Source organism: Streptomyces sp. A2-16, from assembly GCF_018128905.1.
GTDB lineage: Bacteria > Actinomycetota > Actinomycetes > Streptomycetales > Streptomycetaceae > Streptomyces.
In genome coordinates this window covers 1,960,963-1,986,653 of sequence record NZ_CP063808.1, presented here as the reverse complement: position 1 = coordinate 1,986,653, position 25,691 = coordinate 1,960,963, and the positions used below count along the sequence as shown (strand labels likewise).

General features: G+C 70.2%; 25 protein-coding genes. 12 read left to right on the top strand and 13 right to left on the bottom strand.

Annotated features, from left to right (window positions below):
• Nucleotides 1-4: 4 nt before the first annotated feature.
• From IOD14_RS09200 to IOD14_RS09180, 5 genes are read right to left on the bottom strand one after another with little or no spacing between them, the layout of a single operon-like run.
• Nucleotides 5-805 (bottom strand): ABC transporter permease, encoded by an 801-nt coding sequence (locus IOD14_RS09200; RefSeq protein ID WP_123991911.1) that lies wholly within the window; start codon nucleotides 803-805, stop codon nucleotides 5-7.
• Nucleotides 806-1,735: an ABC transporter permease gene (locus IOD14_RS09195; protein WP_123991910.1), complete on the bottom strand. Its 930-nt coding sequence runs from the start codon at nucleotides 1,733-1,735 to the stop codon at nucleotides 806-808. It abuts the gene before it with no gap.
• Nucleotides 1,735-2,901: an ABC transporter ATP-binding protein gene (locus IOD14_RS09190; RefSeq protein ID WP_212670020.1), complete on the bottom strand. Its 1,167-nt coding sequence runs from the start codon at nucleotides 2,899-2,901 to the stop codon at nucleotides 1,735-1,737. Before IOD14_RS09190 ends, IOD14_RS09195 begins: the two co-directional genes overlap by 1 nt.
• Nucleotides 2,898-4,145 carry a spermidine/putrescine ABC transporter substrate-binding protein gene (locus IOD14_RS09185; RefSeq protein ID WP_123991908.1) on the bottom strand — a complete coding sequence of 416 codons (1,248 nt, stop codon included), beginning with the start codon at nucleotides 4,143-4,145 and terminating at the stop codon, nucleotides 2,898-2,900. Before IOD14_RS09185 ends, IOD14_RS09190 begins: the two co-directional genes overlap by 4 nt.
• A 57-nt stretch (nucleotides 4,146-4,202) precedes the next feature.
• Nucleotides 4,203-5,738, bottom strand: coding sequence for a gamma-aminobutyraldehyde dehydrogenase (locus IOD14_RS09180; protein ID WP_212670019.1), 1,536 nt, complete (start codon nucleotides 5,736-5,738; stop codon nucleotides 4,203-4,205).
• A gap of 210 nt (nucleotides 5,739-5,948) precedes the next feature.
• On the opposite strand from IOD14_RS09180, the gene IOD14_RS09175 reads away from it, so the two are divergent.
• Entirely contained in the window at nucleotides 5,949-6,518 is a 570-nt protein-coding gene (locus IOD14_RS09175) for an NADAR family protein (RefSeq protein WP_123991906.1), read from the top strand.
• A gap of 44 nt (nucleotides 6,519-6,562) precedes the next feature.
• Here the strand turns inward: IOD14_RS09175 and IOD14_RS09170 are convergent, their stop codons facing one another.
• Nucleotides 6,563-7,237, bottom strand: coding sequence for a DUF4190 domain-containing protein (locus tag IOD14_RS09170; RefSeq protein ID WP_212670018.1), 675 nt, complete (start codon nucleotides 7,235-7,237; stop codon nucleotides 6,563-6,565).
• A 649-nt stretch (nucleotides 7,238-7,886) separates the two neighbouring features.
• Between IOD14_RS09170 and IOD14_RS09165 the strand changes: the two genes are divergently transcribed.
• Nucleotides 7,887-8,930, top strand: coding sequence for an adenosine deaminase (locus tag IOD14_RS09165; RefSeq protein ID WP_123991904.1), 1,044 nt, complete (start codon nucleotides 7,887-7,889; stop codon nucleotides 8,928-8,930).
• Nucleotides 8,931-8,970: 40 nt separating this feature from the next.
• Nucleotides 8,971-9,672: a glycerophosphodiester phosphodiesterase gene (locus IOD14_RS09160; RefSeq protein ID WP_123991903.1), complete on the top strand. Its 702-nt coding sequence runs from the start codon at nucleotides 8,971-8,973 to the stop codon at nucleotides 9,670-9,672.
• Here IOD14_RS09160 and IOD14_RS09155 read toward each other — a convergent pair.
• On the bottom strand, nucleotides 9,657-10,253 hold the full coding sequence (locus tag IOD14_RS09155; protein WP_212670017.1) for an NAD(P)-binding domain-containing protein: 597 nt from the start codon (nucleotides 10,251-10,253) through the stop codon (nucleotides 9,657-9,659). The two genes, IOD14_RS09160 and IOD14_RS09155, sit on opposite strands and share 16 nt — an antisense overlap.
• Before the next feature lie 103 nt (nucleotides 10,254-10,356).
• On the opposite strand from IOD14_RS09155, the gene IOD14_RS09150 reads away from it, so the two are divergent.
• Nucleotides 10,357-10,716, top strand: a complete 360-nt coding sequence (locus IOD14_RS09150) for a helix-turn-helix domain-containing protein (RefSeq protein ID WP_123991901.1) — start codon at nucleotides 10,357-10,359, stop codon at nucleotides 10,714-10,716.
• Here the strand turns inward: IOD14_RS09150 and IOD14_RS09145 are convergent.
• The gene (locus IOD14_RS09145) at nucleotides 10,698-12,362 is read right to left on the bottom strand and encodes a sigma-70 family RNA polymerase sigma factor (protein WP_249125874.1); all 1,665 of its coding nucleotides are present in this window, start codon (nucleotides 12,360-12,362) and stop codon (nucleotides 10,698-10,700) included. The two genes, IOD14_RS09150 and IOD14_RS09145, sit on opposite strands and share 19 nt — an antisense overlap.
• 233 nt (nucleotides 12,363-12,595) lie before the next feature.
• Here IOD14_RS09145 and IOD14_RS09140 point away from each other — a divergent pair, with 233 nt between their 5' ends.
• Complete coding sequence (locus tag IOD14_RS09140; protein WP_212670015.1) at nucleotides 12,596-13,729, top strand: serine hydrolase domain-containing protein; 1,134 nt, start codon at nucleotides 12,596-12,598, stop codon at nucleotides 13,727-13,729.
• 60 nt (nucleotides 13,730-13,789) lie between these two features.
• On the opposite strand, the gene IOD14_RS09135 is transcribed toward IOD14_RS09140, so the two are convergent.
• The 4 genes from IOD14_RS09135 to IOD14_RS09120 all read right to left on the bottom strand — a co-directional run bounded on the left by IOD14_RS09135 (nucleotide 13,790) and on the right by IOD14_RS09120 (nucleotide 17,727).
• Nucleotides 13,790-14,317, bottom strand: coding sequence for a hypothetical protein (locus tag IOD14_RS09135; protein ID WP_212670014.1), 528 nt, complete (start codon nucleotides 14,315-14,317; stop codon nucleotides 13,790-13,792).
• 60 nt (nucleotides 14,318-14,377) lie between these two features.
• Nucleotides 14,378-14,803 carry an SRPBCC family protein gene (locus IOD14_RS09130; RefSeq protein WP_212670013.1) on the bottom strand — a complete coding sequence of 142 codons (426 nt, stop codon included), beginning with the start codon at nucleotides 14,801-14,803 and terminating at the stop codon, nucleotides 14,378-14,380.
• Nucleotides 14,804-14,956: 153 nt separating this feature from the next.
• A complete protein-coding gene (locus tag IOD14_RS09125) occupies nucleotides 14,957-16,150 on the bottom strand; it encodes a spermidine/putrescine ABC transporter substrate-binding protein (RefSeq protein ID WP_212670012.1) in 1,194 nt (397 codons plus the stop codon).
• A gap of 137 nt (nucleotides 16,151-16,287) precedes the next feature.
• Complete coding sequence (locus tag IOD14_RS09120; protein WP_123991895.1) at nucleotides 16,288-17,727, bottom strand: gamma-aminobutyraldehyde dehydrogenase; 1,440 nt, start codon at nucleotides 17,725-17,727, stop codon at nucleotides 16,288-16,290.
• Between the two features lie 170 nt (nucleotides 17,728-17,897).
• Here IOD14_RS09120 and IOD14_RS09115 point away from each other — a divergent pair, with 170 nt between their 5' ends.
• The 7 genes from IOD14_RS09115 (at nucleotide 17,898) to IOD14_RS09085 (ending at nucleotide 24,664) form a co-directional block, all read left to right on the top strand.
• Nucleotides 17,898-18,428, top strand: coding sequence for an Lrp/AsnC family transcriptional regulator (locus IOD14_RS09115; protein WP_123991894.1), 531 nt, complete (start codon nucleotides 17,898-17,900; stop codon nucleotides 18,426-18,428).
• A 19-nt stretch (nucleotides 18,429-18,447) separates the two neighbouring features.
• On the top strand, nucleotides 18,448-19,812 hold the full coding sequence (locus IOD14_RS09110; RefSeq protein ID WP_123991893.1) for an aspartate aminotransferase family protein: 1,365 nt from the start codon (nucleotides 18,448-18,450) through the stop codon (nucleotides 19,810-19,812).
• 190 nt (nucleotides 19,813-20,002) lie between these two features.
• A complete protein-coding gene (locus tag IOD14_RS09105) occupies nucleotides 20,003-20,743 on the top strand; it encodes an ATP-binding cassette domain-containing protein (protein ID WP_123991892.1) in 741 nt (246 codons plus the stop codon).
• The gene (locus IOD14_RS09100) at nucleotides 20,725-22,146 is read left to right on the top strand and encodes a hypothetical protein (RefSeq protein ID WP_123991891.1); all 1,422 of its coding nucleotides are present in this window, start codon (nucleotides 20,725-20,727) and stop codon (nucleotides 22,144-22,146) included. Before IOD14_RS09105 ends, IOD14_RS09100 begins: the two co-directional genes overlap by 19 nt.
• An 85-nt stretch (nucleotides 22,147-22,231) precedes the next feature.
• On the top strand, nucleotides 22,232-22,651 hold the full coding sequence (locus IOD14_RS09095) for a VOC family protein (protein ID WP_123991890.1): 420 nt from the start codon (nucleotides 22,232-22,234) through the stop codon (nucleotides 22,649-22,651).
• Between the two features lie 48 nt (nucleotides 22,652-22,699).
• Nucleotides 22,700-23,821, top strand: coding sequence for an LOG family protein (locus tag IOD14_RS09090; protein WP_123991889.1), 1,122 nt, complete (start codon nucleotides 22,700-22,702; stop codon nucleotides 23,819-23,821).
• A 147-nt stretch (nucleotides 23,822-23,968) separates the two neighbouring features.
• Nucleotides 23,969-24,664: an LAETG motif-containing sortase-dependent surface protein gene (locus IOD14_RS09085; protein WP_123991888.1), complete on the top strand. Its 696-nt coding sequence runs from the start codon at nucleotides 23,969-23,971 to the stop codon at nucleotides 24,662-24,664.
• A 113-nt stretch (nucleotides 24,665-24,777) separates the two neighbouring features.
• On the opposite strand, the gene IOD14_RS09080 is transcribed toward IOD14_RS09085, so the two are convergent.
• Complete coding sequence (locus IOD14_RS09080; RefSeq protein WP_212670011.1) at nucleotides 24,778-25,566, bottom strand: maleylpyruvate isomerase family mycothiol-dependent enzyme; 789 nt, start codon at nucleotides 25,564-25,566, stop codon at nucleotides 24,778-24,780.
• Nucleotides 25,567-25,691: the final 125 nt, after the last annotated feature.

The window sequence follows — 25,691 nt, the reverse complement described above, 5'->3', positions numbered from 1 at the left end:
AGGCCTATGCCTTTTGCTTGTTGCGGCGGTTGCCGATGACCATCGAAGTCAGGACCAGGAGCACGGCGACGAGGAACATGGTCGTTCCGATGACGTTGATCTGGACGGGTGTTCCGCGCTGTGCCGAGCCCCAGACGAACATGGGGAAGGTGACGGTCGAGCCCGCGTTGAAGTTGGTGATGATGAAATCGTCGAAGGAGAGCGCGAAGGCGAGCAGTGCGCCCGCCGCGATCCCTGGAGCGGCGATCGGCAGGGTCACCCGGACGAAGGTCTGGAAGGGCCCGGCGTACAGGTCCTGGGCCGCCTGCTCCAGGCGCGGGTCCATCGACATCACGCGCGCCTTGACCGCCGTCACGACGAAGCTCAGGCAGAACATGATGTGGGCGATGAGGATCGTCCAGAAGCCCAGCTGCGCGCCCATGTTGAGGAACAGCGTGAGCAGCGAGGCCGCCATGACGACCTCGGGCATCGCCATCGGCAGGAAGATCAGCGAGTTCACCGCGCCGCGGGCGCGGAAGCGGTAGCGCACCAGCGCGAAGGCGATCATCGTGCCGAGGGCGGTCGCGCCGAGCGTCGCCCAGAACGCGATCTGGAGGCTGATGGACAGCGAGCCGCACATGTCGGCGACCCCACAGGGGTCCTTCCAGGCGTCCAGGGAGAACTGCTGCCACTGGTAATTGAAGCGGCCCTTCGGCTTGTTGAAGGAGAACACCGTGACGACGACGTTCGGCAGCAGCAGATATCCGAGCGTGATCAGTCCGGCGATGACGACGAGATGGCGCTTGAGCCAGTTGACGAAGGTCATTTAAACCAGATCCTCCGTGCCGGACCTACGGATGTAGAGCGTGACCATGAAGAGAATCGCGGCCATCAGGATGAAGGAGAGGGCCGCCGCCGTCGGATAGTCGAGGATCCGCAGGAACTGCGTCTGGATGACGTTTCCGACCATGCGGGTGTCCGTCGAGCCGAGCAGATCGGCGTTGACGTAGTCGCCGGCCGCGGGGATGAAGGTCAGCAGGGTCCCGGAGACCACGCCCGGCATGGACAGCGGGAAGGTGACCTTGCGGAAGGTGGTCACCGGCTTTGCGTACAGATCGCCCGCCGCCTCGTGCAGCCGCCCGTCGATGCGCTCCAGGGAGGTGTACAGCGGCAGGATCATGAAGGGCAGGAAGTTGTACGTCAGACCGCACACCACCGCGAGCGGGGTGGCGAGGACGCGGTCGCCGGTGGTCCAGCCGAGCCAGTTGGTGACGTCCAGGACGTGCAGCGTGTTGAGGGCGCCGACGACCGGGCCGCTGTCCGCGAGGATCGTCTTCCAGGCGAGGGTGCGGATCAGGAAGCTGGTGAAGAACGGCGCGATCACCAGGACCATGATCAGGTTCCGCCAGCGTCCCGCGCGGAACGCGATCAAGTACGCGAGCGGGTAGCCGAGAACGAGACACAGGATCGTGGCCGCGCCGGCGTACAGGATCGAGCGCAGGAACTGCGGCCAGTAGTCGGCCAGCGCGTCCCAGTAGGTGGCGAAGTGCCAGGTGACCTTGTAGCCCTGCTCCAGGGAGCCCGTCTGCACGGACGTGGAGGCCTGGTAGATCATCGGCAGCGCGAAGAAGATCAGCAGCCACAGGATGCCGGGCAGCAGCAGCCAGTACGGCGTGAAGCGGCCCCTCCTGCGCGGGGGCTTCTTCTCGGGGGCGGTCGGGGAGAGAGGCGGCGGCGCCTCGGTGAGCGTCGCCATCAGACCGTCGCCTCTTCCTGGATGCCCGCGTCGATGTCCTGGGCGGCGTCCAGGCCGAAGGTGTGGGCCGGGTTCCAGTGCAGGACGACCTCGGCGCCGGGCACCAGCCGGGCGTCGCGGTCGATGTTCTGGGCGTAGACCTCGAACTCGGGGCAGACGGGGCTGTCGATGACGTACTGCGTGGAGACGCCGATGAAGCTCGAATCGGCGATCCTGCCGGTGATCCGGTTGCGACCGTCGGGGATCTCACCGGCCTCGTCGGCGTGGGTGAGGGAGATCTTCTCGGGCCGGACACCGACGAGCACCTTGCCGCCGGTCGTGGTCGGCCCGGAGTAGCGCGCCTCGGGCAGGACCAGCTTTCCGCCGCCCGCCTTCAGCACGATCTCGCCGCCGCTCTTCGCGTCGACCTCGGCCTCGATGAGATTGGAGGTGCCGAGGAAGTTGGCGACGAAGGTGGTGTTCGGGTTCTCGTACAGGTCGGTGGGCGAGCCGAGCTGCTCCACGCGGCCCGCGTTCATCACGGCGACGGTGTCGGCCATGGTCATGGCCTCCTCCTGGTCGTGCGTGACGTGCACGAAGGTGATGCCGACCTCGGTCTGGATCCGCTTGAGCTCCAGCTGCATCTGGCGGCGCAGCTTGAGGTCGAGGGCGCCGAGGGGCTCGTCGAGGAGCAGCACCTTGGGCGTGTTGATCAGGGCTCTGGCCACCGCCACGCGCTGCTGCTGGCCGCCGGACAGCTGGTGCGGCTTCTTGCGCGCCTGCTCCCCCAGCTGGACGAGTTCCAGCATGTCCTCGACCTGCTTCTTCACCGACTTGATGCCGCGGCGGCGCAGACCGAAGGCGACGTTCTCGAAGATGTCGAGGTGCGGGAAGAGGGCGTACGACTGGAAGACGGTGTTCACCGGCCGCTTGTAGGGAGGCAGCCGGGTGACCTCCTGGTCGCCGAGGTGCACGGTGCCCGTCGTGGGCTCCTCGAGCCCGGCGATCATGCGCAGGGTGGTCGTCTTGCCGCAGCCGGAGGCGCCGAGCAGGGCGAAGAAGGAGCCCTGGGGCACGGTCAGGTCGAGCGGTTGCACCGCGGTGAAGCCGTTGTCGTACGTCTTGCTGATGCCGGCGAGGCGGACGTCGCCGCTGGTCTCGGTGTTCTTGTTCGTCACGGTGGTCACGCCCCAGTCAGCTTCGCGAACTTCTCTTCAAAGGCCGTCTCTTCCTTCGAGCTCAGGGAGCGGAAGGCGTGGGACTTCGCGGCCATGGCCTTGTCGGGGATGATCAGCGGGTTGTTCGCCGCATCCGGGTCGAGCTTCTCCAGCTCGGGCTTCACACCGTCGACGGGCGACACGTAGTTGATGTACGCGGCGAGCTCGGCGGCCGGCTTGGGCTGGTAGTAGAAGTCGATGAGCCGCTCGGCGTTCGTCTTGTGACGGGCCTTGTTGGGGATCAGCATGTTGTCGGTCGACGTCATGTATCCGCTGTCCGGGATGATGAAGTCGATGTCGGGGCTGTCCGCCTTCAGCTGTACGACGTCCCCGGCCCAGGCCACACAGGCGGCGAAGTCGCCGCTGGTCAGGTCGGAGGTGTAGTCGTTGCCGGTGAAGCGGCGAATCTGCCCCTTGTCGACGGCCTTCTGGAGCCGGGCGATGGCCGCGTCGTAGTCGTCGGCGGTGAAGTTCGCCGGGTCCTTGCCCATGTCGAGCAGGGTCATCCCGATGCTGTCGCGCATCTCCGACAGGAAGCCCACCCGGCCCTTGAGCTTGGTGTTGTCGAGCAGATCGGAGATCGACTTCACCTCGACGCCGTCGAGGGCCTTCTTGTTGTAGGCGATGACGGTCGAGATGCCCTGCCACACATAGGAGTACGCCCGCCCCGGGTCCCAGTCGGGATCACGGAACTGCTGGGACAGGTTGGCGTAGGCGTGCGGCAGGTTGGAGGCGTCCAGCTTCTGGACCCATCCGAGACGGATCAGACGCGCCGCGAGCCAGTCCGTGAGGACGATGATGTCGCGCCCGGTGTCCTGCCCGGCGGCGAGCTGCGGCTTGATCTTCCCGAAGAACTCGACGTTGTCGTTGATGTCCTCGGTGTACTTGACCGAGATGCCGGTCTGTTTCTTGAACTGGTCGAGCGTGGGGTGGTGCTTCTCGCTCTCGTCCACGTCGATGTACTCGGTCCAGTTGGAGAAGTTGACGACCTTCTCCTTGGCCGAGTGGTCCTCCGCGGAGACGCCGCCCTGGGTGTTGCCGGCCGCGGGGATACCGCAGGCGCTCAGCGTGCCGAGGCCGCCGACCGCGAGCGCGCCGCCCGCGGAGGCGCGCAACAGGGACCGCCGGGTCATGGCGGCCCGGCCATTGCGGAAACTGCGCCGCACGGCGGCCACTTGGGCCGGCGACAGGCGGTCGGGCTCGTACTGCTCCATGCGCTGGTGCCCTTTCGGGAAAGTGGGCGGCCGCGGGTCAGACGGCCTGCACAACGGCTATCGGTCCCCGAAGATCGTGCGGTGCCAGTCCTTCCTGACCACCGCCGTATTGTCGAACATAACGTGCTTGATCTGGGTGTACTCCTCGAACGAGTACGAGGACATGTCCTTGCCGAAGCCGGACGCCTTGTACCCGCCGTGCGGCATCTCGCTGATGATCGGGATGTGGTCGTTGACCCACACGCACCCGGCCTTGATCTCCCGCGTGGCGCGGTTCGCCCGGTAGACGTCCCGGCTCCAGGCGGAGGCGGCAAGCCCGTAGGGGGTGTCGTTGGCGAGCCGGATGCCCTCGTCGTCGCTGTCGAAGGGCAGCACGACGAGGACCGGCCCGAAGATCTCGGACTGGACGATCTCGCTGTCCTGAGCGGCGTCGGCGACGAGGGTGGGCTTGTAGTACGCCCCCTTCGCGAGCTCCCCGCCCGGCGCCTCCCCTCCGGCCACCACGCGCGCGTAGCCACGCGCACGGTCGACGAACCCGGCGACCCGGTCCCGCTGGACGTGCGAGATCAGCGGCCCGAGATCGGTACCCGCGGCGAACGGGTCCCCGAGCCGTACGGTCTCCATGAGGGCGGCGGTGCGCTCCACGAACGCCTCGTACAGGGGCCGCTGCACGTACGCGCGCGTGGCGGCCGTGCAGTCCTGCCCGGTGTTGATGAGCGCGCCCGCGACGGCCCCGTTGACGGCGGCCTCCAGGTCGGCGTCGTCGAAGACGACGAAGGGGGCCTTGCCGCCGAGCTCCAGATGCAGCCGCTTGACGGTGGCGGTGGCGATCTCGGCGACCCGCTTGCCGACGGCCGTGGACCCGGTGAACGAGGTCATGGCCACGTCGGGATGCCCGACCAGACGCTCCCCCGCCTCCTTCCCGGTCCCGGTGACGATGTTGACGACACCGTCCGGGATCCCGGCGTCGGTGGCGGCCTGGGCGAAGAGAAGGGAGGTCAGCGGGGTGAGCTCGGCGGGCTTCAGCACGATGGTGTTGCCCGCGGCGATCGCCGGAAGGATCTTCCAGGCGGCCATCTGCAGCGGATAGTTCCAGGGCGCGATGGACCCGACGACCCCGATGGGCTCCCGCCGGACATAGGACGTGTGGTCCCCGGAGTACTCACCGGCGGACTGCCCCTGCAGATGCCGCGCGGCCCCGGCGAAGAACGACGTGTTGTCGATGGTCCCCGGAACGTCGAACTCCCGGGTCAGCTTCAGCGGCTTCCCGCACTGCAGCGACTCAGCGCGGGCGAAGTCCTCGGCCCGCTCGGCGAGCACGGCGGCGAACCGGTGCAGGGCGTCGGACCGCTCACCGGGAGTGGCTCCCGCCCAGCCCGGAAAGGCGGCGCGAGCCGCGGCGACGGCGGCGTCCACGTCCTCCACGCCCGCCAGCTCGTAGGTGAGGACCTCCTCGCCGCTCGCGGGATCCACGACCGCGTGGGTACGCCCGGAGGTCCCCTTGGTGAGACGCCCTCCGATGAACTGCGCGCCTTCGGCGAACCGCTCCTGGGCCGCGAACCGGTCCGGGGTGGCACTGCCCGGCTTGTGCATGTCGCTCTCCTCCGCCGTCATCCCTCGGTCCCGAGGGCGGGTGGCGTAGCTCCAGCTCGATTTGAGTGCCGATCCTGACAGAGCAATGACACTCCTACAAGTGATTCCGTTGTTGCCTTTCGGTTACGCGACGGAATCTGTCGACCAGGTGTCGAGTCGCCCCCGAAAAGGAAGGACGGAATGTCCGTGGCAGCTGTCAGACTCGCGTGCATGGGGAAGATCACGGGGAAGATCGATTCACAGGATGCCCTGGTCAAGCAGGTCCGGGCCGGAGCGAAGGTGAAGTATCTGCACTTCTGGGGGCACCGCCCGCGTCCGGACGGCCGAGTCGGCGCGAGCTGTCTGAGCCAGTGGTGGCCGTCACCCTTCGTGGTGGACGGAGTGACCTATGCGACCGCCGAGCACTGGATGATGGCGGGCAAGGCGCGACTTTTCGAAGATCAGGAGGCCGAACGCCGGGTCCTGGCCGCCGGCCACCCCTCCCAGGCCAAGGCCGCGGGCCGCCTGGTCCGCGGCTTCGACGAGCAGGTCTGGCGGCGAGAGCGCTTCGGCATCGTCGTCGAGGGCAGCGTCCACAAGTTCACGGCCCACCAGGACCTGCGGCAGTTCCTGCTGAACACCGGTGACCGAGTCCTCGTGGAGGCCAGCCCGGTGGACCGGGTATGGGGCATCGGCCTGGCGGCCGACGACGAGGCGGCGAGCGCCCCCGACCGCTGGCGGGGCCCGAACCTCCTGGGCTTCGCCCTGATGGAGGCGAGGCACCGCCTCAGAGACGCCTGAAGGGGACCGCCTCCCGGCGATCCCCTTCGCACTTCCCGTCCGTACTACGCCACCGAGGCGGCCGTCGCCACGACGGCGAGGGAGCCGTCGTAGTAATCGGAGTCGTCCTCCGAGTTGATGGCGGCGGTGATGCCGATGACGAGCAGCACGATCACGGCGATGCCGAGGATCGTCCCGATGATCCCCATGATGAAGCCGGCCTGCGCCTGCCCGTGGTTGGTGGCCTCGCCCCGCTCGGCCCGCTTGCGCCCCTTGATCCCGAACACGATGGCGAGGACCCCGAGCACCAGCGAGAGGATCCCGTACATGCAGAACAGGGCGCAGGACAGGATGCCCAGCACCATCGCGGCGACACCCATGCCGTTCTGCGGGGGCATCGGCGGGGCCCAGCCGCCGTACCCCTGCGGGCCCTGCGGATACGTGGGGTAGCCGTAGCCGACCGGAGCGCCGGGACCCTCGGGCCCGATGGGCGGGGGCGGCACGGAGGCGGGCCCGCCGGGTATGCCCTGCTCGGGGGCGGGGTAGCCGTAGCCGGGAGGCGGAAAGCCGTACCCGCCGTTCGGCATGGACGTCACCGTGGCCTGATCATGCACGGAAGAAGACGGCGGCTGACTGTCCCCGGGCGACGGACTCTTCTCCAGCGAGGGCCCACTCTCCGGCACCGCCCAAGGATCCCGCCCGGCTTCCCCGCTCGACTGCGTCCCATCCGCCATGCCCATGTCCCCCTATGTCGTTCGTCCGGCCATGCTACGTCAGCTGCGACTGGCTGAAACGGGGCGCCTATTGGGGTGCCGGGTCCGGTTGTCGGGCGGCTGCGGGCCGGTGGGGGCTGGTCGCGCAGTTCCCCGCGGGCAGCTGCGCTGGGCTTGGACCGGGCGCCTATCGAGGTGCCGGGTTCGGTTGTCGGGCGGCTGCCGGCCGGTGGGGGCTGGTCGCGCAGTTCCCCGCGCCCCTGGGGGGTTGCAGTGACCCTGCGCCAGGACGGACCGTGCGGCACGACGGGCCGTAAGCCGCGTACGGCGCGAAGGGGACGGGGTGGGGGGTGTCCGCCCGCAGCGGCCGGCGTCCGTTACCGAGCCCCTTCTCAAGCAACAGCAACCGCCGGACCGAGGACGGATACCCCCCACCCCGGCCCCGACCCCACCACCGGGGCCCATGCGCTACGCACGCCCCCACCGAACCCGCAGCTGCGCCGCAGGCATCCAGGGGCGCGGGACTGTGTCCATATGCGGCTCCGCCGCGTGGGCGCAAAAACCCCCCGCCCCCACCGACCCGCAGACACCCCCCGCCCTAACATGTTCCGCATCGATCAGCCGATCACCGCGCCCCCGCACCACGCAAGGCGGCGCCCACCAAGGGGAGGCCCCCATGACGACCACCGACCACGACCTCCACGCCTTCATCGCCGACCTGCCCAAGGCCGAACTCCACGTCCACCACGTCGGCTCCGCCTCCCCCCGCATCGTCTCCGAACTCGCCGCCCGCCACCCCGACTCCAAGGTCCCCACCGACCCCGAAGCCCTGGTCGACTACTTCACCTTCACGGACTTCGCCCACTTCATCGACGTCTATCTCAGCGTCGTGGACCTCATCCGCACCCCCGAGGACGTACGCCTGCTCACCTACGAGGTCGCCCGGGACCTCGCCCGCCAGAACGTCCGTTACGCCGAGCTCACCATCACCCCGTTCTCCTCCACCCGCCGCGGCATCGACGAGCGCGCGTTCATGGAGGCCGTCGAGGACGCCCGCAAGGCGGCGGAGTCGGAGTTCGGCACGGTGCTGCGCTGGTGCTTCGACATCCCCGGCGAGGCCGGACTGGAGGCCGCCGAGGAGACGACCCGCCTCGCCACCGACGACCGCCTCCGCCCGGAGGGCCTCGTGAGCTTCGGCCTCGGCGGCCCGGAGATCGGCGTCCCCCGCCCGCAGTTCAAGCCGTACTTCGATCGCGCGATCGCCGCCGGCCTCCACTCCGTCCCGCACGCCGGCGAGACGACCGGCCCGGAGACGGTGTGGGACGCCCTGACCCACCTGCGCGCCGAGCGCATCGGCCACGGCACGAACTCCTTCCAGGACCCGGCGCTCCTCACGCACCTCGCCGAGCACCGCATCCCGCTGGAGGTGTGCCCCACCTCCAACATCGCGACCCGGGCCGTCCGCACGCTCGACGAGCACCCGATCAAGGAGTTCGTGAAGGCGGGGATCGTCGTCACGATCAACTCCGACGACCCCCCGATGTTCGGCACGGACCTGAACAGCGAGTACGCGGTGGCGGCACGGCTCCTGAACCTCGACGAGGAGGGCCTGGCCGCGCTCGCGAAGAACGCGGTCGACGCGTCGTTCCTCGACGAGCCCGGCAAGACCAGGATCAAGGCCGAGATCGACGCCTACACCACGACCTGGCTCGCGCCGTAGCCCGTAACAACCGCCCCCCACCCCCCACCACAATGAGCGCATGCAGAAGCTGACGGCCGTGGCACACCGCGGCGACCCCTACCGCGTCCGTGAGAACACGATCGGCTCCCTGCGTGCCGCGCTCGACCGGGGCGCGGACGCGGTGGAGATCGACGTACGGCTCACCAGGGACGGCGTACCGGTGCTGCTCCACGACCGGACGCTGAAGCGGCTGTGGGAGCACGACCGCCCCCTGCGGTCCCTGTCGGCGGACGAGGTGCGAGGGCTGACGGACGGCGGGGTGCCGACGCTCGCGGAGGCCCTCGGGGTCACCGACGGCCATCGCCTGATGCTCGACCTGCCCGGCACGAGAGAGGTACGGGTCGCGCGTCGCGTGGTCGACGTGGTCCGCGAGTGCGGTGCGCAGGACCGCGTCTACTACTGCGCGGACGCCACCGCGATGCTCGCCGTGCGCGCGGCGGACCCGTCCGCCGAGATCGCGCTCACCTGGACGACTCTCGCGCCCCCGCGCCCCGCCCTCCTGGACGCGGTGCGGCCCCGCTGGCTCAACTACCGCTTCGGCCTGATGGACCGGGCTCTCGCCGACCGGATCCACGCCGACGGCCATCTGGTCTCCGTCTGGACCCCCGACACCCGCCGCTCGATGCGCCGGCTCGCCGCGATGGGCGTCGACTCGATCACCACGAACCGCGTGGACGTGCTCTGCGCCCTGCGCGCGAACGGGAGTCAGGCCCCGGAGTAGGCCAGCGGCGGCGAGATCGCCTGCGCGTCGGCCCCCTCGCCCAGCCACAGCCGGATCAGCAGGGCCGCGGTCGCCTCGACCAGACCCGCCCGGTCGAGGCCTCCGGCGTTGAGCGGCTCGCAGCCCAGGTCGCGCACGAGTCGTCGTACGACGGTCAGGGCCCCCTCGTCGTCCCCGCACAGCGGCACCGCGAGGGGACGGCCGTCGAAGACGGGCGGGGTCAGCCGCCACACGTCCTCGTGGCACAGGTTGAAGGCCTTCACCACATGGGCCGAGGGCGCGGCCCGGGCGATGCGTTCGGCGGCCGCGGGACCGCCCGCCGTGAGCAGGCCGAAGTCACGGCCGACCGGGTTGGTGCAGTCGATCAGCACTTTCCCGCGCAAGGTCTCCCCGAGTCCCTCGACGACCCCGACCACGGCCTCGTACGGCACCGCGAGCAGCACCGCGTCCGTGCCGGCCTCGGCGGCCTCGCGCAGGTCGCCGCCGGAACGGCTCCCGGTGACCACCCCGTGCCCGGCCCGCCGCCACTGTGTCCCCAGGGCGTCCGCCATACCGCCCCGGCCGATGATCCCCACCCGCATGACGTGTCCTCCTGTCTCGTCCTGTCCTGCCGGAAGCCGTTTCGGATCCCGGTTCTCCTGGTCTCCCACGACAGTAGGAAGCCGCTCGGGCACCATTCGGTACGTGACCGCCGACCTCGCCTTCCTCGCCGACTGCCGTACCCGCCTCGCCTTCGATCTCGTCTCCCACACCTGGAACCCCGTGGTGATCTGGGCGCTCAAGGACGGTCCGGGACGCCCCGGCGAACTGCGCGCACGGATCGGCGGGATCAGCCAGAAGGTGCTCACGGAGACCCTGCGCAGGCTGGAGTTCAACGGGCTGGTCGCCCGGCAGGCGTACGGCGGCTCGCCGCCTCGTGTGGAGTACGAACTGACCGCGCTGGGCCGGTCGTTGCTCGGGCCGATCGAGTCGTTCGGCGCCTGGGCGCACGATCACGGCGACGAGGTGATGGACGCGCAGGAGCGCTACACCCGGGACTCCTGAGCGACGGTCGCCGGGTCTGCGGGGGTCGACCGGGTGAGGTACTGCGGTACGGGGGTGTCGTCCTTGCCGGTGTCGCGGACCAGGCCGTAGCGCCGCACTCCCCGGTCGGGGCCGGTGGTGATGTCCTTCTCCACGGCGTCCCAGGTGGAGGGGAAGACGCTGAGGCCGTAGTCGGCGCCGCGTTCGTTGACGGTGAGGGTGACGCTGCCGTCGATCCAGAAGTACTCGTTCTGCCACATCTGCTGGGTGCCTTCGGGCGGGACGGCGTAGCCGACGGTGGTGTTGCCCATGCCGGTGGCGGTGCTGTCGGTGGCGCTGACGGGGTCGTCCATGCGGCGGCCGCCGCCCGAGGCGACGTGGAAGAGCTCGCCCTTGAGGCCGGTCCAGGCCGGCATGACCAGGCTGCCGGACCGGTACTGCGGCGAGATCTGCCAGCGGACCAGGACATAGCCCTTGCCGGTGAGCGTGACGCTGTCCCCGCGGTGGTTCATGACGGCGTGTGCGCCGCCGGTGCTGGTGACTCCGGTCTCGGGCCGGTGCGGCAGGGCGGCGGGCGGGGTGTCGGGGTCCGGAGCCCGGTCGACGGCGTCGACGACGCTGCCGTAGCGGGCGGTCCTCGTCGGCGTCGCCGAGGGAACGGGGGCCGGTGAGGCCGTCGGCGTGCCCACGGCGGCCGGCGCCGGCGGCCGGTGCGTGCTCGCCGCCGTCGGCGAGACGGCCACTCGGGGCGCCGGGGCGGTGTCGGGGGTCCGTGTGACGACGTAGGCGCCGCCCGCGACGATCGTCGCGCCCGCGGTGGCCGCGACGAGGGGCTGGGTGAGGGCGCCCATCACCTTGGCGGACCAGCTCACGGAGGCGACGGTGGCCGCCGCGGCCGTCTTGCTCCCCAGGGTCAGCGCCAGGGTGAAGCCCACCGGGACCGGCACCAGCGCGATGCCGACGAGCAGTCGCTCGGCCGGTACGACGGCCTCGCGGGTGTCCCCGCAGTAGCCGCAGCCGCGGATGTGCCGGGCCAGCCGCTTGCGCCAGACCGAGTCGGGACGGTTGCTCCAGGGAGCGGTGAGTTCGCGCAGGTCGGGGCATGCGCCGTCGAGGGCGCGGACGATGCCGCGGGAGGTCTCCAGGCGCTCCTTCATCCGCTGGACGCGCACAGCGGCGTGCTGTCGGCTGATGCCGACGGCGGCGGCCAGCTCGCGCCGGGTGAGTTCGCCCGCGACCTCCAGCCACCACAGCGAGAGCAGTTGCCGGTCCTCGTCGTCGAGCCAGCGCACGGCCTCCGCGACCTCGCGCCGCTGTCCTTCCAACTGGAGTCGCAGAACGGTGAGTTCGGCGAAGTCGGCGGCTTCGTGCGCGGCCGACTCGTCGAGCGGGGCGGGGGTCCTGCGGCGGGCCCGGTCCCGTATCTGGCGCATGGCGATGGCGACCAGCCAGGACCGGAAGCTGTCCGGGTCGCGCAGACTGCCGAGGTTGTCGACGGCGCGCAGCATGGTCTCCTGGACGACGTCGTCGACGTCGGCATGGCCGTTCAGGGCGCGGCCGACGATGTTGTACACCAGCGGCAGCCAGCCCTCGACGAGTTCGTCCAGCGCCCGGCGGTCGCCGTCCTGCGCCGCCGCGATGGTGTCGCGCCACTGCCGCGTGTCCACGTCGTCCTTTCCGGCCGGTTGTCCCTTCGTGCATGTCCGCGCATGGAGACGGAGTGAAGGACTCCGCGATAACAGTTTTTCGCTCCCTAGGGGCATCCCCCATCAACTCCCTTATGGAAAGCGGAAGTTGCTCAGGGTTTCACCAGGGTCCGGCCCCTGCTCGCGGACGATCCCGCCCGCGCGGCGGCCACGCAGGATGATCACACACATCCCACGTCCCCAGGAGCCCGCCCATGCGTGACCTCCGTCGCAGAAGCCTCCTCGCCGGCGCCCTCGCCGTGCCCCTGACCGCGAGCCTGCCCGTCTTACCGGCGCGGGCCCGCACCGCCTCAGGCCCGGACGCCGGGGCGTTGCGGGCCGCGATCGCGGGCCTGCCCGACGCGAACGTCACCGCCGCCCTGGTCCGGGTCGGCGGCAGCGACGGCAGCTGGCGCGGCAGCTCGGGCGTGCACGACCTGGAGAGCGGGCGGCCGGCCGATCCCGGCGCGCGCTTCCGGGCCGGCTCGACGACGAAGGTGGTGACGGCGGCGACCGTACTGGGGCTGGTGACCGAGGGGTGGATCGATCTGGGCAGGCCGGTCCAGCACTACCTGCCCGGCCTCCTCGGCAGTCGCTTCCGGCCGGTCACCGTCCGGCAGTTGCTGAACCACACCAGCGGCATCCCGGCCGGCGACGGTCTCGGCACCACCTTCGAGGAGGTGTACGCCCACCGCTTCGACACGCTGGCCCCCGAGCGGGTCGCCGCGTCCGCCGGTGCGAAGGAGCCGGAGTTCTGCCCGGGGAAGCAGCAGCACTACCTCAACATCAACTACACGTTCCTCGGCCTGCTGGTCGAGAGGGTGACCGGTCGGTCGTACGCCGCCGAGGCCGCCCGGCTGGTGCTGGCACCGGCCGGGATGCGGGACACGTACTTCCCGGGCACCGACCCGCGCATCCTCGGCCCGCACAACCGGGGCTACCAGGCGGTGCGCAGGGCCGACGGGACGACGGAGTTCGTGGACGTCACGGAGTGGAACCAGGCGGACCGGTTCGCGGCCGGGGACATGATCTCCACGATCGCGGACCTGGAGCGGCTGCTCACCGGCCTCTTCCGGGGCCGGATCGTCCCGCGGCCGCTGATGAGGGAGGTGTTCTCGGTCCCGTCGGGCATCACCGGCGCGAGTTACAGCGCGGGCGGCCTCCAGCGCTTCGAGATCGAGGGGAAGGTCTACTGGGTCAAGTCGGGCGGCCGGTACGGCTACAACTCGGCGATCGCCGCCACCTGCAACCTGAGCCGCACCCTCGTCTACTCGGTCAACTCCACCGACGCGAAGAGCGAGGACGCGAACCCGGTCGTCGTGCGGATCATCACGGCGGCGCTCAGGTAGCGGACGCGGGGGCGCTCAGGTAGCGGGCACGGCGGCGCTCACGCGCGGACGCGGGGGCGCTCAGGTAGCGGGCACGGCGGCGGTGCCGCGCGGGGCCTCGGGCCGGGTGAGCGCCTCCAGCCGCTTGATCCTCCTGCGGACGACGTACAGCGGGAGCACCCCGAACACCCCGAACGCCATGTCGATCACGCTCCACCAGAACGGGATGCCCCGGATCGGTCCGCAGATCAGCGCGAGCGGGACGATCCCGGCGCAGGCGATCATCCCGAACTCGACGACCCAGATGTTGCGGACCGGGTCCCGGTAGGGGCCGTAGAAGGCGACCGCGATCACCAGGTGGGCGAAGGCCAGCCAGTCGGTGCCGTAGAGGAGGAAGGGGTAGTCGGAGTCGGCGGTGTCGAGCCCGCGCCGGACGCGCGTGATCCAGTCCGTCAGGGCGTCCGGCGCGGGAAGGTGCCGCAGCACGTCCTCGGTCCAGCGCAGTTCGTGGACCAGCGGGAAGGCCGTGGCGCCGCTGAGCACCAGGCAGACGACGAAGAAGACCAGCCATGCGCGGATGCCCCTGAGTTGGGCGGCTCTGTCGCTCATGGCAGCAGCGTACGCCTGGAATTGAACATGTTCAAAACATTGTGGGAGCGGTGTTCGCGGTCAGGACGCCGCCGCCGTCTCGGCGAGCTTCTGGAACTCGCCGAGGTCGTAGTTGGCGAGGGCCGAGTCCAGGTTGGTGAGCGCCCCGAGGTGCTCGATGAACCCCTTCGGGTCGTACTCGATCTGCAGCGTGACCCGGCTCGTGGTGTCACTGAGCCGGTGGAAGGTGACCACGCCCGCGTGGTGAACCCCCTCCACCGTGTGCCAGGCGATGCGGTCCTCGGGGACGACCTCGGTGAGTTCGGCGACGAAGTTCTTGTCGGCGCCGGGGAGTTGCAGTTGCCAGGCGAAGCGGCGCTCGTCCATCCGCTCCACCAGGCGTACGTGGCTCAGGAAATGCGGCCACCGGGTCACATCGCTCCACAGGTCCCACGCCACAGCGACGGGAGCCTCGACATCGACCGTTTCCACGAGGGACGCGGACATGCGGTACCTCTCCTTCTGATCGTCCGGGAGCCGGCCCGGGGGTTGGGGTGCGAAGCGGATACCCCCGTCGGGACGGAACACCCGTGTCAGGAAGGCACCACCGCGGACGTCCCGTGTCGCCGCCTCCGCCCCGCCACCGCGTGCCCCTCACGCTCACAACCCCACGATCACGTTCCACCGCCTCGTGTACTCCCCCCGCTCCTCGGACGTGATGTCCCGCGCGATCACCAGCCGTTCGCGCATCCGGGCGTCCGGGAAGATCAGCGGGTTCTCGGCGAGGGCGGCGGTGTCCTCGTCCTTCGACGCGGCCAGGACGTCCCGCGCCGCGGGTACGGGGCAGACGTAGTTGACCCAGGCGGCGAGCTCCGCGGCGACCTCGGGGGCGTAGTAGTAGTCGACGAGCCGCTCCGCGTTGCTCTTGTGCAGGGCGCGGTCGGGGATCATCAGGGAGTCCGACCAGAGCTCCGCGCCCTCCTCGGGGACGACGAAACGGATGTCGGGGTTGTCGGCCTGGAGCTGGATCACGTCCCCGGAGTAGGCCTGACAGGCCAGGACGTCACCGGTGACGAGGTCCTTGGTGTAGTCGTTGCCGGTGAAGCGGCGGATCTGGCCGCTCCTGACGTACTTCTCGACCTGGTCGCAGACCTCGTGGAAGTCGTCCGGGGTCCACCGGGTGATGTCGACGCCGTTGCCCTGCATCAGCAGTGCGAAGGCCTCGTCGAGCCCGGAGAGCAGGGTGACCCGGCCCTTGAGGTCGCTCGCCCACAGGTCCTTCACGTGCCGGATCTCGCGGCCCAGCCTTCTGCGGTCGTACGCGATCCCGGTGATCCCCGACTGCCACGGCACGGTGTGCTTGCGGCCCGGATCGAAGGCGGGTGAACGCAGCAGCGGGTCAAGGTGCTTCGTGACGTTCGGCTGCCTCGCCCGGTCCATCTCCTGGACCCAGCCGAGCCGTACGAACCGGGCGCACATCCAGTCGCTCATGACGATGAGGTCGCGGCCGGTCTGCTGGTGGTTCATCAGCGCGGGGCTGATCTTGCCGAAGAACTCGTCGTTGTCGTTGATCTCCTCGACGTAGTCGACGGATGTGCCGGTCCGCTTCTCGAAGGCGTCCAGCGTCGGCCGCCGCGTCGAGTCGTCGTCGTCCGTGTCGATGTAGAGCGGCCAGTTCGCCCAGGTCAGCCGCTTGTCGATGGCGGAGCGATCGGGGACGGCCCGGTCGCCCGCGGCCACGTACGCGGCGGGCACCCCGCACCCGGCGAGACCGCCCAGCGCCGCCCCGCCGCCGAGCGCACGCAGCAGGGTCCTACGGGAGAGCGGGGACGGCGTCCTCGGTGTGAGTGGCATGGACGCAGCATGCAGTCCATGGCCGTGGGCCGACAATCGACGCGGCGTCGAGCGGGGCGGGGTGCGGCGGACACCCTGTCGAGCGTCGCCGCACCGCCGCCGCACCGCCGCCGCACCGCGCACCCGCGGTCGAGGAACTACGCGTCCAGCGACGTCATCACGTGCTTGATCCGCGTGTAGTCCTCGAACCCGTAGCCGGACAGGTCCTTGCCGTAGCCCGACTTCTTGAAGCCGCCGTGCGGCATCTCAGCGACCAGCGGAATGTGCGTGTTGATCCATACGCAGCCGAAGTCCAGCTTCTTGGACATCCGCATGGCACGGCCGTGGTCCTTGGTCCACACCGAGGACGCGAGCGCGTACTCGACGCCGTTGGCCCAGGACACGGCCTGCTCCTCGTCGGAGAAGGACTGCACGGTGATGACCGGCCCGAACACCTCGTTCTGGATGATCTCGTCGTCCTGCTGGAGCCCGGACACGACGGTCGGCGCGTAGAAGTACCCCTTCTCACCGACCTGGTGGCCGCCGGCCTCGACCTTGGCGTGCGCGGGCAGCCGCTCGATGAAGCCGGAGACCTGCTTGAGCTGGTTGGGGTTGTTGAGCGGCCCGTACAGCACGTCCTCGTCGTCGGGCTGGCCGGTCTTGGTGTCGGCGGCAGCCTTCGCCAGCGCCGCGACGAACTCGTCGTGGATCGAGGACTGCACCAGCACGCGGGTGGCGGCCGTGCAGTCCTGTCCGGCGTTGAAGAACCCGGCGACCGAGATGTCCTCGACGGCCTTCGGGATGTCGGTGTCCTCGAAGACGACGACCGGGGCCTTGCCGCCCAGCTCCAGGTGCACCCGCTTCAGGTCCTTCGACGCGGACTCGGCGACGGACATGCCGGCCCGCACCGAGCCCGTGATGGAGGCCATCGCCGGCGTGGGGTGCTCGACCATCAGCCGGCCGGTGTCGCGGTCACCGGTGACGACGTTGAAGACGCCCTTCGGCAGGATCCCGCCGATGATCTCCGCGATCAGCACGGTCGAGGCGGGGGTCGTGTCGGAGGGCTTCAGCACCACCGTGTTGCCGGCGGCGATCGCCGGCGCGAACTTCCACACGGCCATCATCATCGGGTAGTTCCACGGTGCCACCTGCGCGCAGACCCCGACCGGCTCGCGGCGGACGATGGAGGTGAGGCCCTCCATGTACTCACCGGCCGAGCGTCCCTCCAGCATCCGCGCCGCACCGGCGAAGAAGCGGATCTGGTCGACCATCGGCGGGATCTCCTCGGACCGCGTGAGCCCGATCGGCTTGCCGGTGTTCTCCACCTCCGCCGCGATGAGCTCCTCGGCCCGCTCCTCGAACGCGTCCGCGATCTTCAGCAGGGCCTTCTGGCGCTCGGCGGGGGTGGTGTCGCGCCAGGCGGGGAAGGCGGCGGCAGCGGCGGCCATCGCCGCGTCCACGTCCGCCTGTCCGGACAGCGGCGCGGTCGCGTACGCCTCACCGGTCGCGGGGTTGACCACGTCCGTGGTCCGTCCATCGGCGGCGTCCCGGAACTCACCGTCGATGTAGTTGCGCAGACGACGCAGCTCGGTGCTCACTGCCGGCCTCCTGAGGGGGTTGGAACTGTCCACTGGCTGAGACATCCACCCTAATCGCCAGGCCCACGTTTTCAACACCCCCGATCCCGCCAAGGCTGCGAAATCCGCAGGTCTCGGACGTGTAAACAACGAATTTCATCGCCTCAACCTTGCGGAACCGACGAGACGTCGTGCACAGTGAGCTCGTGGCCAGTCGAAGTGCAGACCCCAGGGACTCCCGCGAGTCCAGGAGCGAGTCCAGGAACGGCAGCAGCCCGAACCTGGACGCCGTCTCCCTCGCCATCATCGAACAGCTCCAGGAGGACGGCCGCCGTCCGTACGCCGCGATCGGCAAGGCCGTGGGCCTGTCCGAGGCGGCCGTGCGCCAGCGCGTCCAGAAGCTGCTCGACCAGGGCGTGATGCAGATCGTCGCCGTCACGGACCCGCTCACCGTGGGCTTCCGGCGCCAGGCAATGGTCGGTATCCACGTCGAGGGCGATGTCGAGTCCGTGGCCGACGCGCTGACCTCCATGTCCGAGTGCGAGTACGTCGTGATGACCGCCGGCTCCTTCGACCTGATGGTGGAGATCGTCTGCGAGGACGACGACCACCTGCTGGAGGTCATCAACCGACGCATCCGGGCCATCCCCGGAGTGCGCTCGACCGAGAGCTTCGTCTATCTGAAGCTCAAGAAGCAGACCTACATGTGGGGAACCCGATAACCGTGAGGACCCGATAACCGTGAGCTCCAAGGACCTCAGCCGCACCGCGTACGACCACCTGTGGATGCACTTCACCCGCATGTCCTCGTACGAGAACTCCCCGGTCCCGACCATCGTCCGGGGCGAGGGCACCTACATCTACGACGACAAGGGCAGGCGCTACCTCGACGGTCTCGCGGGCCTGTTCGTGGTCCAGGCCGGTCACGGCCGCACGGAACTGGCCGAGGCCGCCTTCAAGCAGGCCCAGGACCTGGCGTTCTTCCCGGTGTGGTCCTACGCCCACCCGAAGGCCGTCGAGCTCGCGGAGCGCCTCGCGCAGCACGCGCCCGGCGACCTCAACAAGGTCTTCTTCACCACCGGCGGCGGCGAGGCGGTCGAGACCGCCTGGAAGCTCGCCAAGCAGTACTTCAAGCTCACCGGCAAGCCCACCAAGCACAAGGTCATCTCCCGCGCGGTCGCCTACCACGGCACCCCGCAGGGCGCCCTGTCGATCACCGGTCTGCCGGCCCTGAAGGCCCCTTTCGAGCCGCTGGTGCCGGGCGCGCACAAGGTCCCGAACACCAACATCTACCGCGCCCCGCTCTTCGGCGACGACCCGGAGGCCTTCGGCCGCTGGGCCGCCGACCAGATCGAGCAGCAGATCCTCTTCGAGGGCCCGGACACGGTCGCGGCGGTCTTCCTGGAGCCCGTGCAGAACGCGGGCGGCTGCTTCCCGCCCCCGCCCGGCTACTTCCAGCGCGTCCGCGAGATCTGCGACCAGTACGACGTCCTGCTGGTCTCGGACGAGGTCATCTGCGCCTTCGGCCGCCTGGGCACGATGTTCGCCTGCGACAAGTTCGACTACGTCCCGGACATGATCACCTGCGCCAAGGGCATGACCTCGGGCTACTCCCCGATCGGCGCCTGCATCATCTCCGACCGTCTGGCCGAGCCGTTCTACAAGGGCGAGAACACCTTCCTGCACGGCTACACCTTCGGCGGCCACCCGGTCTCCGCCGCGGTCGGCCTCGCCAACCTCGACCTGTTCGAGCGCGAGAACCTCAACCAGCACGTCCTGGACAACGAGGGCGCGTTCCGCTCGACCCTGGAGAAGCTGCACGACCTGCCGATCGTCGGCGACGTCCGCGGCAACGGCTTCTTCTACGGCATCGAGCTCGTCAAGGACAAGGCGACGAAGGAGTCCTTCAACGACGAGGAGACCGAGCGGGTCCTCTACGGCTTCCTCTCCAAGGCGCTGTACGACAACGGCCTGTACTGCCGTGCCGACGACCGCGGTGACCCGGTCGTCCAGCTCGCCCCGCCGCTGATCTCCGACCAGGGGACCTTCGACGAGATCGAGCAGATCCTGCGCGCGACCCTCACCGAGGCCTGGACGAAGCTCTAGCCCTCGGCGATTCAGCGGATTGTACGGCCCGGGGTGCGCCCGTCCGAGTGACAGGCGAGCACCCCGGGCCGTGTGCTGTACGGCGTCCCGCCCCCGTCTCCTTAGCGTGCCTGGTAACCGATCGGCCCTGCTTTCGTTCCCCCGCACGGGGGATTGCAAGGCACAACGGACCAGAACGAGGTGTACGCCCATGGAGGCCCCGCCCGACAACGATGTGCTCTGGGCACGCTCCCTGCACTTCACCCACCGCGACGGCTCACCGGCCCTCCAGGGCGTCTCCCTCGGAGTGCGCGAGGGCGAGATCCTCGCCGTGACCGGCCCACGCGGCAGCGGCAAGACCGCACTGCTCAGCTGCCTCGCGGGACTCACGCCGGCCCAACGAGGCGAGGTCTGGTTCAACAGCGCGCCCGTGCACACCATGGGCCCGATGACCCGCGAGCGCCTGCGCCGAGACCGCTTCGGCTGGATCGACCCGGCCCCGGTGCTCGTCCCGGAGCTCAACGCCTGGGAGAACGCCGCCCTGCCCCTCATGCTGCGCGGCACCGGCCGCCGACGGGCACGGACGGCCGCGCTGGAGTGGCTGGAGCGCCTCGACATCGGCGACCGGACCCGCAGGCGCCCGCACGAGCTGACCCAGTCCGAACGCCAGCGCGTCTGCATCGCCCGCGCCCTGGCCCCGGCCCCGTCGGTCCTGTTCGCGGACGAACCGACGGCTCCCCTGCACCGGGCGGACCGCGCACACGTACTGCGAACGCTCACGACGGCCGCCCGCTCCCACGCCATCACCGTGGTCCTGGCGACGCACGACCCCGACACCGCAGCCCTGGCGGACCGCACGGTCACCCTCCTGGACGGACGCCGGGTGAACACCGTGCACCTGCCCCCGATGGCCGACTCGGAAGGCCGTACCGCGTGCTCGCTCTCCGTCTGACCCGGGGCGCCCGTCCCGCCGTACAGCTGCGCCGCCTTCTGGTGGCGCTCGCCTCGGCGGGCACGGGTTTCCTCCTCCTGTGCACCCTCGGCCACGCGATCAGCCACCCCGAGGACCCGTCCGGTGCCCTCCTCCGGCTGGCCTGGTGCCTGACTCCGCTGGCGGCGACCGTCCACTTCAGCCTGGCGGTCGCCCGTACCGACCCGGGCACCCGCCCCCGCCCCGGTCTCGCGGCGATCGGCCTGGGACCGGCCCGCCTGATGGCCGTCACGGCCACGACGACGGCCCTGTCCTGCACGCTCGGCTCGATGCTGGCGCTGCTCTTCTTCCTCCATCTGCGGGGCGATCTGACGGGCATGCCCTTCGACGGGGCGGCGGCGGACTTCCTGGCGGCGGACGCCCCCCTCCCCCTGCCGGCGGCCCTGACCCTGCTGGGCCTGGTCCCGGCGATCGCGTCGGTGACGGTGGGACTCGTCCTGCGGCCCCGGGACGACAGACCGGCGGCGGCAAGGAGGGAGGCACGGTCGTACGGCCGCTTCGGGGCGTACGGCAGGACGGCGGCCCGGGAGACCTTCGGGGCGTACGGCCGCTTCCGGGGTCACTCCGCCGCGGCCGGTCGTACCGCCGGGACGGCTCCCGCCCCGCAGCGGGACGGCACCCCGCGGACGCGGGCGAGCGACAACGCCCCAACAGCGGCCCCCGCCGAGGACGCCCGGGCCGCGGACACCCGGACCGAGGACCACAGGATCGACGGCAACCGGTCCGAGGACCTCGCCCCGGAGGCGCTCCCCGCCCTCCGGGAAGCCCCCAAGGGCCTGCCCTGGGGCATCGCCGTCCTCGCCGCGGGGCTCGCCGTGGAGGCGTACGCCAACCGGCAGGGAACCGCTGCGGCCACCCCCCTGCCCGGCGGTCTCGTGGGCACTCCCTCCGTCCTCGTCGGCTGGCTCCTCACCGCCGCAGGGCTGGCGATCGCGGGGCCCGGCCTCACCCACCTGTGCGGCCGTCTCCTGCAGTCCACCCGGCCCGGCGCGCTCCGTCTCCTCGCCGGCAGAGTCCTCATGGCGGAGTCCACCCGGATCGGCCGGCCCCTGGGCATCGTCTGCGCGGTGACCTCCGGCGCCTACGCCATGACCACGCTGTACGACCCCACGAGCCCCGAGGTCGGCCCCCTGACGACCCTCGGCCTGCTCCTCGTGACGGGCTGCGCCCTCGCCACGCTGCTGACGGCCGCCGTGGAGGCGAAGCACGCGAGGTCGGACACCACGGCCGCGCTGCTCCGCCTCGGCGCCCCCGCGACCATGCTGCGCAGTGCCGCGGCCCTCCGCGCCGGCGCCCTGCTGGCCCTCTTCGGCCCGCTCACCCTGGTCGTGGCCGAGCTGGCGGCCCTCCCGCTGACGTCCTGAGAAAAAACTCTCTCCCCACCGATGAGTTCCGCCGCACCCGCCCGTCTACCCCCCGTACAGCACGCACCCGATGGGAGAGACTCCGATGACTGCGCCGGCCTACCAGCAGATGATCTTCGTCAACCTGCCCGTGAACGACCTCGATGCCTCGAAGAAGTTCTTCACGGAGCTCGGCTACTCGCTCAACCCGCAGTTCAGCGACGACAATGCGGCCTCGGTGGTGATCAGTGACACCATCGTCGCGATGCTGCTCACGAAGCCCTTCTACGCGACCTTCACCAAGAAGGAGATCGCGGACGCCACACAGACCAGCGAGGTCCTGGTCGCGCTGAGCGCGGAGAGCCGCGCGAAGGTGGACGAACTGGTCGACAAGGCGCTCGCGGCGGGCGGCTCCCCCTCCGGCGAGACCCAGGACCACGGTTTCATGTACGGCCGCTCCTTCGACGACCTCGACGGCCACACCTGGGAGGTCATCTGGATGGACCCGGCGGCGATCCAGGGCTGACCCCCGGGTCGCGACACCGGCCGGAACAGGGCGTGCAAGCATGGGCGGGTGCAGACGAGCCCCGCCCATGCGGCACATCACGACGACCGTGAGATCGAGACCGTCGAGGAGTTCGACGCGGTCGTCTCGACCCGCGGCTCCCTCACCGGCTTCCGCGTCCAGTCCGTCGATCTGACCGACCGGACAAGGGAATTGCTCGCCACCGACACCGCGGGCGCCGTCTTCCTCGGCTGCCCGATGCGGGAGAACGCGGCAGAGAAGCTGCGCACGGACGGCGCCCTGGTCTTCCCGCCCGTCCCGGGCCTGCCCTTCGACCCGTACCGCGGACTGCTCTACTCCCCCGAGGAGTTGTTCGACGGGCTGGAGAAGGGCTACGAGCAGACGCCCGACGCGCTCGCCTACGCCTGGTTCCAGCGCACCAGGGCCGACGGCGACATATACGCGTCGATGCTGCGCTCCGTCCACGACGACGCCGTCTCCGACGCCCTCGACGAACTCCTGCGCGGCGCGAAAGTCGTGGGGGTGATGGGCGGTCACGCGATGGCCCGGGGCACGGAGGCCTACGCCGGCGCCGCCCGACTCGGCCGCGAGCTGACCCGGGCCGGGTTCACCGTGGCCACCGGGGGCGGGCCGGGCGCGATGGAGGCCGCCAACCTCGGCGCCCACGCGGCCCCCTTCGAGGACAGCATGCTGGACGAGGCGTGCGAACTACTCGCCAAGGCGCCGTCGTTCACGCCCTCGATCACCGACTGGGCGCGCGCCGCCTTCGAGGTCCGCGCCCGGTGGCCCCGGGGCGGTCACTCCGTCGGCATCCCGACCTGGTTCTACGGGCACGAGCCGCCGAACGCCTTCGCCTCGCACATCGGCAAGTACTTCGCCAACGCCACCCGCGAGGACGGTCTGCTGGCCCGCTCCACCGCGGGCGTCGTGTTCCTGCCGGGCGCCGCCGGCACCGTGCAGGAGATCTTCGACAACGCGACGCCCAACTACTACGAGTCGCGCGGCGAGCCCACGCCGATGGTGCTCGTGAACCGCGTGCACTGGACGGAGAAGCTGCCCACCTGGCCGCTGCTCCAGGCGCTGGCGCGGGAGCGGTCAATGGAGGCCCGAATCGCCCTGGTTGACCGGATCGAGGAGGCTCCGGCGGCACTGAAACGTCTCACACGGTAATAAGAATGCAAAGCCAACGGTTGTAGGGCGCCTACACGTTGACACTTCTTATGCAGCGCTTATAGACCTGTGAGACTCGTGGGGATGGTGAGGACACATCACCATCCTCTCAACCCCCCGCATTTGCGCACCCCGTGAAGGACGAACGTGGCATTCACGCCCATATCCCGCCGCACCTCCCGCGCCGCGCGCTTCCTCGGCGTCGCCGCCGCCTCGACCGCGATCGTGCTCAGCGCCTCCAGCAACGCCCTTGCCTGCAACATCAAGGAGTTCTCCGCCGAGGCCAAGTGTGACGGCGAGAAGGGTGTCATCACCGTCACCGACGTGGACAAGGCCGGTGTCGAGGCCACGGTGTCCGTGTACCTCCAGAACAACGGCGCCGACGCCAAGAAGGTCGGCGAGCAGACGGTGAAGGGTTCCAAGGACGGAACCACCATCACCTTCGAGGAGGACTGGGCGCCCAACGCCGAGTACCGCATCCACGTCGAGGCCCTGCCCTACATCAAGGGCGAGGACATCAAGCCGAACCTGATCACCCCGGCGACCGCCTGCAAGACCGAGGACACGCCGACCCCGACGCCCACGCCCACCCCGTCGGACTCCGCCAGCACCCCGGCCGAGGAGTCCCCGACCCCGACCCCGTCGGCCTCCGAGGGCACCACCGCCCCGGCGACCGTCGAGAGCAACGCCCCGTCGCCGGCCGCCGGTGACTCCAACCTCGCCGAGACCGGCGCCAACTCCAACACCGGTCTGATCGCCGGGATCGCGATCGCGCTCGTGGCGATCGGCGGCGGAGCGGTCTTCTTCGGCCTGCGCCGCCGTGGAGCGAGCAGCTCCCGCTGACGCCCACAGCATTTCGACGGCCCGTCCCTCCAACGGGGGCGGGCCGTCGCCATGTTCACCGGAAACCCACCGGCACGAGGTTCACCCCTCCCCTTGGCGCCCGCTCCCCCGGGTCACCCGAAGCTCGCCCGCTCCAGCCAGAACTCCAGCAGCCGGCGCTCTCCGAGCACCTCCAACTCCGGGCTGTCCAGCGGCAGTCGGCGGTAGAAGGCGAGCATGACCGAGGTCAGCGGCCCCCGCAGCGCGACGGTCGCCTTCTCGTGCCCGCGCCGCCAGGCGATGACGTCCTCGGTGAATCCGATCAGCCACTCCGCGTTCAGCTCCGCGGCCGTGTCGGTGGCGTGCAGATGGATGCTCCGCCCCGGCCCGCGCAGCTCCCGTGCCTCGTCGTGCGGCATGGTCCGCTGCACGAACTCCACGATCTGCAGCCACTCGTCGATCGCGTCGGCGGCGATCTCCGGGGCGACCTCGTAGGGCAGCCCGGCGGCGAGCGTGGCGTCGGCGCGGTGGACGGTCAGCTCGTGCGCCATCCGCCGGGCCCAGAACCCGGAGGTGGGAACCCCGGCCCAGGACCACACCTCGGTGTCCGGCCCGGCCTCCCGCAGCGCGGCGACGAGCATGTCGCCGGTCTCGGCGAGCCACGCGTCCAGCTCACCCGCGTCCTCGGGCCCCTCCCCCGACGGCACCTGCTCCTCGGGCACTTCCTCCTGGGCCCGGGTCCGCACCATCAGCTCCACCCAGCGCAGAGCGCCCCCGGTGTGCCTCACCAGCCGCTCCAGCGACCAGTCCGGGCACGTCGGCACGGTCACCGCCAGGTCGGCCCCGGAGGTCACCACGGCCCTCAACCGGCCCACCTGATGGGCGATCTCGTCGCAGTAACGGTCATGTGCGAGCAGCGTCATGCCCCGCACCCTATGTCCGCCCACACCGCCCGAGCACGACGATTTCAACCCGCCCGCGTCAGCCCAGCACGACGATCTGGCCCGCCCGCGATCGCTGTGGCCCACACCCACGCCAGCCCACCACG

What these genes read in the sequence shown, in the direction of transcription:
- IOD14_RS09200 (WP_123991911.1), bottom strand. Translation starts at nt 805, where the DNA reads ATGACCTTCGTCAACTGGCTCAAGCGCCATCTCGTCGTCATCGCCGGA.
- IOD14_RS09195 (WP_123991910.1), bottom strand. Translation starts at nt 1,735, where the DNA reads ATGGCGACGCTCACCGAGGCGCCGCCGCCTCTCTCCCCGACCGCCCCC.
- IOD14_RS09185 (WP_123991908.1), bottom strand. Translation starts at nt 4,145, where the DNA reads ATGGAGCAGTACGAGCCCGACCGCCTGTCGCCGGCCCAAGTGGCCGCC.
- IOD14_RS09180 (WP_212670019.1), bottom strand. Translation starts at nt 5,738, where the DNA reads ATGCACAAGCCGGGCAGTGCCACCCCGGACCGGTTCGCGGCCCAGGAG.
- IOD14_RS09175 (WP_123991906.1), top strand. Translation starts at nt 5,949, where the DNA reads ATGGGGAAGATCACGGGGAAGATCGATTCACAGGATGCCCTGGTCAAG.
- IOD14_RS09170 (WP_212670018.1), bottom strand. Translation starts at nt 7,237, where the DNA reads ATGGGCATGGCGGATGGGACGCAGTCGAGCGGGGAAGCCGGGCGGGAT.
- IOD14_RS09165 (WP_123991904.1), top strand. Translation starts at nt 7,887, where the DNA reads ATGACGACCACCGACCACGACCTCCACGCCTTCATCGCCGACCTGCCC.
- IOD14_RS09160 (WP_123991903.1), top strand. Translation starts at nt 8,971, where the DNA reads ATGCAGAAGCTGACGGCCGTGGCACACCGCGGCGACCCCTACCGCGTC.
- IOD14_RS09155 (WP_212670017.1), bottom strand. Translation starts at nt 10,253, where the DNA reads ATGCGGGTGGGGATCATCGGCCGGGGCGGTATGGCGGACGCCCTGGGG.
- IOD14_RS09140 (WP_212670015.1), top strand. Translation starts at nt 12,596, where the DNA reads ATGCGTGACCTCCGTCGCAGAAGCCTCCTCGCCGGCGCCCTCGCCGTG.
- IOD14_RS09135 (WP_212670014.1), bottom strand. Translation starts at nt 14,317, where the DNA reads ATGAGCGACAGAGCCGCCCAACTCAGGGGCATCCGCGCATGGCTGGTC.
- IOD14_RS09130 (WP_212670013.1), bottom strand. Translation starts at nt 14,803, where the DNA reads ATGTCCGCGTCCCTCGTGGAAACGGTCGATGTCGAGGCTCCCGTCGCT.
- IOD14_RS09125 (WP_212670012.1), bottom strand. Translation starts at nt 16,150, where the DNA reads ATGCCACTCACACCGAGGACGCCGTCCCCGCTCTCCCGTAGGACCCTG.
- IOD14_RS09105 (WP_123991892.1), top strand. Translation starts at nt 20,003, where the DNA reads ATGGAGGCCCCGCCCGACAACGATGTGCTCTGGGCACGCTCCCTGCAC.
- IOD14_RS09095 (WP_123991890.1), top strand. Translation starts at nt 22,232, where the DNA reads ATGACTGCGCCGGCCTACCAGCAGATGATCTTCGTCAACCTGCCCGTG.
- IOD14_RS09080 (WP_212670011.1), bottom strand. Translation starts at nt 25,566, where the DNA reads ATGACGCTGCTCGCACATGACCGTTACTGCGACGAGATCGCCCATCAG.